This window comes from Pantoea sp. GbtcB22 (genome assembly GCF_019091025.1).
GTDB classification, from domain to species: domain Bacteria; phylum Pseudomonadota; class Gammaproteobacteria; order Enterobacterales; family Enterobacteriaceae; genus Pantoea; species Pantoea leporis.
Genome location: NZ_JAGXKB010000376.1, coordinates 1 through 259, shown reverse-complemented (window position 1 = coordinate 259; position 259 = coordinate 1). Strand labels below are relative to the sequence as shown.

The following is a 259-nucleotide window of genomic DNA, read 5'->3' as shown; positions in this document are numbered from 1 at the left end:
GCGAACATTACCGACGTGTGGACACAGGTGCGCCACGCGCGATTCGGCCTGCTCTTCCTTGGGTTTGTGTTCGTCATGGCGACGTACTGGGCCCGGGCGATTCGCTGGCAGCACCTCCTCGAACCCGTTGGTCCGACACGGTTCCGAAACGTCCTCCGCGCGGTCGTGATCGGGTTTGCGGCGTTGGCCATCCTGCCCGCCCCCGTCGGCGATGTGTTGCGACCGTATCTGCTGGCCCGCCGCGAAGGCCTCTCGACCA

1 protein-coding gene is annotated in these 259 nt (G+C 66.0%); it reads left to right on the top strand.

Annotation, left to right across the window (positions count from 1 at the left end):
• Positions 1–259: lysylphosphatidylglycerol synthase domain-containing protein (locus KVT28_RS25520; protein ID WP_217551013.1), on the top strand; the 259-nt coding region annotated here is incomplete at both ends.